Source organism: uncultured Wocania sp., from assembly GCF_964021735.1.
Lineage (GTDB): Bacteria > Bacteroidota > Bacteroidia > Flavobacteriales > Flavobacteriaceae > Wocania_A.
This window is the reverse complement of record NZ_CAXIBN010000203.1, coordinates 1-5,398: the sequence shown is the minus strand read 5'-3', so window position 1 is coordinate 5,398 and position 5,398 is coordinate 1. Positions and strand designations below refer to the sequence as shown.

Sequence of the window (5,398 nt, the reverse complement as noted above, 5' to 3'; positions counted from 1 at the left end):
TTAATGCTTTTTTTGCTTTGTTAATTTGCAAAGTGGCTTTGGTTTGTTTTAAAACACTTGCGCCATCAATATCTCCTAAAATATCTGGTGCGCTTTCGCTTAAGCCTTGCAAATCATCTAGTGCATCTTCTAAAACATCAATATCTTCATCTTCAAGTGGTGTTCCTGCAGCGGCGTAGCCATCATATTTATATACTTTATCGTATAAATCGAAAGATTGGGTTACAAAATTATCAACACTAGAAATGCCAGCTTTATTTTTTGGACGTTTTAGTTGTTTAGTTTGCGCATAAGTATTCGATATAAAAAACAAGAGAGCAATCCCAAGAAGGGAAATGCGTAATGCGCTTTCAGGTAGTTTCATTGTAAATATTTGATTAATAGCTGCCTAAAGATAAAAATTAGTTTGCAATTGCAAAATCTTAATTAGTATTAAATAGTATTTTTAGTTTATTTGATATAAAATAATAGAATTACTATCACCTTTTGTAACAAACTCAAGACTTTTGTCTTTATCAATATTATCTAAAGTTATTTGAGAATTCCCGTAAACGGGGAAGTTTTTTATGAGTTTCGCTTGGCTATCGTAGAGGTATATTTTTTGAGATTGCAAATCGGTTACCGATATATAAATTTTATCATTTAAATAAAATATTTTTGGATTTGTATAATTACCAAAATCAAGTTCAATAGCTCGGTTTTTAATGGTTAACTTGTTATTGGTTTGCGTTACAAGCGTTTTGCTTGTGGTTTGTATATGATGATTATTTGAAAGATTTAAATTTTTAACAGCAGTATTACCTTTGGTATCAATCGATACTAAATTACCATTTTCCGTAGTAGTTGTAAACTTATTATTATAAAGATATACAGCTTCGTTTGAGAAATTATTTGAAGTTTTTGGTTTTACTCTTGTTTTTCCTGTGCGGTCTAAAATATAAAGTTTGTTTTCGGTTTTAAAAGTTAAATAATCTTTACCACTCATTCTGAAATGTTTTGGCTGACTAATAATGGTTTTGTCAGCAGATTTGAATGTAAAACCGTTTACAATTTTTACATTAACATCGTACATAAATACCTTTTTATTTTGAGTAACAAGTAGCCTGTAATTTTTCTTTTTATCATAATCAAAAACTGATAGTGGTTGAGTAATCTTATCGCCAAATTTTTTAGGGAAAGGCGCCACGTCTTTACCGTTTCTGTCTATTACATAAACACGATTTGGTGTTGCAAAAGCGAATTGAAGCCTGCCGTTTTTGTAAATATCAATTTGCTCAATATCTCCTAAAATAGCACCTTGTAATTGTTTTTTCCACAGAATTTTTCCTTTGTTAGAAATTAAATACAGCTTGTTATTTACATCTTGTACAACAATTTCTTTTTGTTTGGTAATATGGTTGATTACAAACTGTGGATTGTTTAATAAATCGGCATCTAACTTAATGTTAAATAGCTCAGAAATAGAGTTTTGGTAGCCTCTTGTTTCTGTTTTTTTAATAATACCATTTACATGTGCAAAATTGGTTTCGTAAATAAATTGTAAAGCAGAAGCATTATATTTACTTAATTTGAAATTAGAGTTGTCTTCAAGATTTTTATCTAAAATAGTTTTTAAAACTGATGGATTTACAACCATTAATAAAGAAGATTCATCGCTTAAATTAGCTTTAATATTTTTAAAATAAGATGTTGAGCTTAATGTGGTTTTGTTTTGATAATTAGCAATAATGTTTTGAAGTATTTCTAAGTTTTCAGCAAACACAAAAAAGTTATCTAATACACAATATTTAGTAGCGTTATTAAAAGTAATTAAAGGGTGAAATATGTTTGAAAATAAATCAGATTCGCTAAAACTAAAAATATCAACTTGTCTGTAAGAGTCAACAATGTTCAGCTCGCTTAGTAAAGCATCTTTGGTGGCAATAACGTCAATAGAATTTAAAATTACAGCACGTTTTTCACCTTCGTAAATCACACCAGTTTCAGCAATATTATCAAAAAGAGTCGTGGAAACAATCGTATCTTTTTTGTTGAATTTTGATAGGTTGGTTTCAAAAGCATTAAAATCATTAAAAGTAAAACTCATAAAACCATCACTATTTGAAGGTGTTATGTTTTGAATTTGATTTTCTTGCGGAATAGTATTCTTAAAAATATTGATTAAACTTTTTGATGAATCGGTTGCTTTTGTAATGCCATTAATTAAAATTTCATCTTGACTAATATTGGCATCAACAGCAAAATAATTTGAAAATTTAATAAAACTGATAGAATCTTCAATAAAAAACGATTTTAAAAATTCATTTTCATTTTTAATTATGAACGATAACGATTCATTTTTATTAGAGGTGTTATAAATTTTTTCTAATTCAATATTTTTAATCGTATTTAAAAAAGCAGCATCTACTATTTTTTTAGAAGACGATGCAAAAAATATGCTATCTATAATTGTACTATAAAACGTATTGTTGTTTAATTTTGATTTTGTGATGGATTTGTTTTTGTATGTAAGCGTTTCTTCAATATAATTAGGTAAAGAATCTGTTTTAAATAATTTTTTATGATATTTTGTTACAATTGAATATTGAAGGTTGTCGCTATTTCCTTTTGAAAAACAAATCAATAGGTCGCTTTCAGGGTGTAAAAGTGATAAAGGTTCTAATTTACTTTCTAAATTAGTGTAAGTATTTGTTTTTGATAGCTTTTGAATGAAATCGTTGTTTTGAATATCGCTTTTTAGACTTTCAATATTCGAGGTTTTTAAAACTATCGATGTGTTTTCTGGAATAAAATGAATGAGTTCGGTTCTGGTTGCTTTATGGTTTGTACAACTAAATGTTAATAATAAGAGGGTAAAACAAAAGAATCTCATTGAATGGAATTAATTTTTACAAACCTACATATTTTTCATTTTAAAAAACAGAAACTTTTATTAAAGTCGAATAGTATTTACTAGAACAATTAAATTTCTAATTTTAATTGTTCAGGTAACAATCTAAACGATTTTCTGTGGTATTTTGTTATGCCATATCTTTTAATTGCCTCTCTATGTTCTTTAGTTGGATAACCTTTATTTTGTTTCCAATTATACATGGGGAATTCTTCATGAATTGTATTCATATAAATATCACGATACGTTTTTGCTAAAACAGAGGCAGCAGCAATACTTAAATATTTACTATCACCTTTTATAATTGTTTTAAAAGGAATGTTATTATAAGGTTTAAATTTATTGCCATCAACAATTATAAATTTTGGGATTGGTTTTAGTTTATCAATTGATTTATGCATAGCTAAAATTGATGCATTAAGTATATTAATAGAATCAATATCTTCTTGAAATATGTGTGCAACACCAAAGGTTAAGGCATCAATTTCTATAATAGGCTTTAAAAGGTTTCTTTTTTTCTCGCTAAGCAACTTCGAATCATTTAAAAATTGATTCGAAAAATCTAAGGGAAGTATAACAGCGGCAGCAGTTACAGGGCCAGCAAGACAGCCACGACCGGCTTCATCGGTTCCGCATTCTAACACTTCATTTGAATAATTGTTTAATAGCATTTTAGTGTAAATATTTTCAAATCTATAATTTTACTAGTATTTATTATGCATACATAATATATTTATTCATTTTTTTATAAAAAAGGCACCTTCTGTTATCAAATTCTTATTTTTTATTGCTTTTTTTAATATTATATTTTCATATAAGCTTTTTTTTTGAGGAATATTCATTATGGCAAATGTTAATTATTGCTTTTGTTAACATTTTTTTAATGTATTACTTTGTTTATTTAATATATTATTAAGATGTTTGTGGTTGACTAACTCAAAATAATTGTTATATGAAATTAAAGTTGACATGGTTGTTAACGCTAATAATGGCGTTTTCAATTCAATTCTCTAATGCACAAGAGAAATCTATTTCAGGAGAAGTAACATCATCTGTAGATGGTTTGCCATTACCTGGAGTAAGCGTAATAGTAAAAGGGACAACAAGAGGAGCGCAAACAGATTTTGATGGTAAGTATACCATTAAAGCATCTGTTGGTGAAATTCTTGTTTTTTCATTTGTAGGAATGAAAAATGCCCAAGCTACTATTGGAGCAAGTAACACAATTAATATGTCTATGCAAGAAGACATAGCTGCTCTAGATGAGGTGGTGGTGGTTGCTTATGGTACACAAACTAAACAATCTATTGTTGGTTCTGTTGGTATTGTATCAAGCGGAACAATTGAAAATCAACAAGTAACATCGCCTTTAAGAGCATTGCAGGGTGCTGTTCCTGGGGTTAATATTCTTACTGCTGGTGGACAACCTGGTAGTAATCCTTCTATTAGAATTAGAGGCTTTGGTAGTATTAATGCATCTCAAGAACCACTTATAGTTTTAGATGGAGCGGCCTACAATGGGAATTTGAATAGTATAAGTCAAGATCAAATTGAGTCGATATCTGTTCTTAAAGATGCGTCTTCTACATCGCTTTATGGATCTAGAGGAGCAAATGGAGTTATTGTTATTACAACAAAAAAAGGTAGAAAAAATTCAGCACCTAAAGTAACTATTAGGTCGCAAATAGGACTTTCCAATCCAACTGTAGGTTTGCATAATTTAATAGATGCAGATGACACATTTAGATATACTTGGGAAGCGATGCGAAATACTAATCAATATGTATTAGGTCAGTCTGCTACCGATGCCGCACAAAATGCTACAAATGGGTTAGTTGATAGATTAGCTTATAATCCTTATAATGTATCAAATCCTGTTGATACAAACGGAAATCTTGTGACGACAGACAAATTATGGGAAACTAGTTGGGAAGACGAAGTTATTCGTGATGATGCCTTAAGAGTTAACCATAATATTAGTTTATCTGGAGGCAGCGATAAATCTACATATTTTATGTCTTTTGATTATTTAAATGAAGAAGGTCCCGTTATCAAGTCTGACTTTGAAAGGGTCTCGGCTCGTGTAAATTTAGAATCGCAAGTAAATGATTGGTTTAAAGTAGGGTTTAATACAAGTTTTTCTAGGTCAGATTCTGGTAACCCAGATCAAACTTCTGGAACAGTAAATCAAGTTATTTCAACTATTTATGGTATGTCTAGTATATATCCTATTTATGCCAGAGATGCGAATGGAACTTTAAGACGTGATGAGACTGGAAATTTATTTTACGATTTAGGTAATGGAAGATTTGTTGGTCAGGCTGTAAACAGTGTAAGACCAATTAACAATGGTGAAAATATTTTGGCAAGTATAAATTTAGGAACAGAAAATAGAAGAAGAACTAGTTATTTAGGTACTGCTTTTGCTGAAATTAAGATTTTTGAAGGGTTAACGTTTAAAACTAATTTAAGTTACGAAAATTATTTGTTTGATTCTTTTAGTTTTGA

Annotated in this window: 3 protein-coding genes and 1 pseudogene; 1 reads left to right on the top strand and 3 read right to left on the bottom strand. The window is 29.2% G+C overall.

Going from position 1 to position 5,398, the window contains the following annotated elements; genetic code table 11:
* The 3 genes and pseudogenes from AADI82_RS13535 to AADI82_RS13525 form a co-directional block, all read right to left on the bottom strand.
* Positions 1-364: pseudogene (locus AADI82_RS13535) on the bottom strand (OmpA family protein); the annotation flags it as partial.
* A gap of 81 nt (positions 365-445) precedes the next feature.
* Positions 446-2,872 carry a ribonuclease HII gene (locus AADI82_RS13530; RefSeq protein ID WP_341216957.1) on the bottom strand — a complete coding sequence of 809 codons (2,427 nt, stop codon included), beginning with the start codon at positions 2,870-2,872 and terminating at the stop codon, positions 446-448.
* Between the two features lie 89 nt (positions 2,873-2,961).
* Positions 2,962-3,561 (bottom strand): ribonuclease HII, encoded by a 600-nt coding sequence (locus tag AADI82_RS13525; protein ID WP_341216956.1) that lies wholly within the window; start codon positions 3,559-3,561, stop codon positions 2,962-2,964.
* 281 nt (positions 3,562-3,842) lie between these two features.
* Here AADI82_RS13525 and AADI82_RS13520 point away from each other — a divergent pair.
* On the top strand, positions 3,843-5,398 hold a 1,556-nt coding region (locus AADI82_RS13520; RefSeq protein ID WP_341216955.1), incomplete at its 3' end, for a SusC/RagA family TonB-linked outer membrane protein.

Excerpts from the sequence above, each read along its gene's own strand:
- AADI82_RS13530 (WP_341216957.1), bottom strand. The coding sequence starts at position 2,872 with ATGAGATTCTTTTGTTTTACCCTCTTATTATTAACATTTAGTTGTACA.
- AADI82_RS13525 (WP_341216956.1), bottom strand. The coding sequence starts at position 3,561 with ATGCTATTAAACAATTATTCAAATGAAGTGTTAGAATGCGGAACCGAT.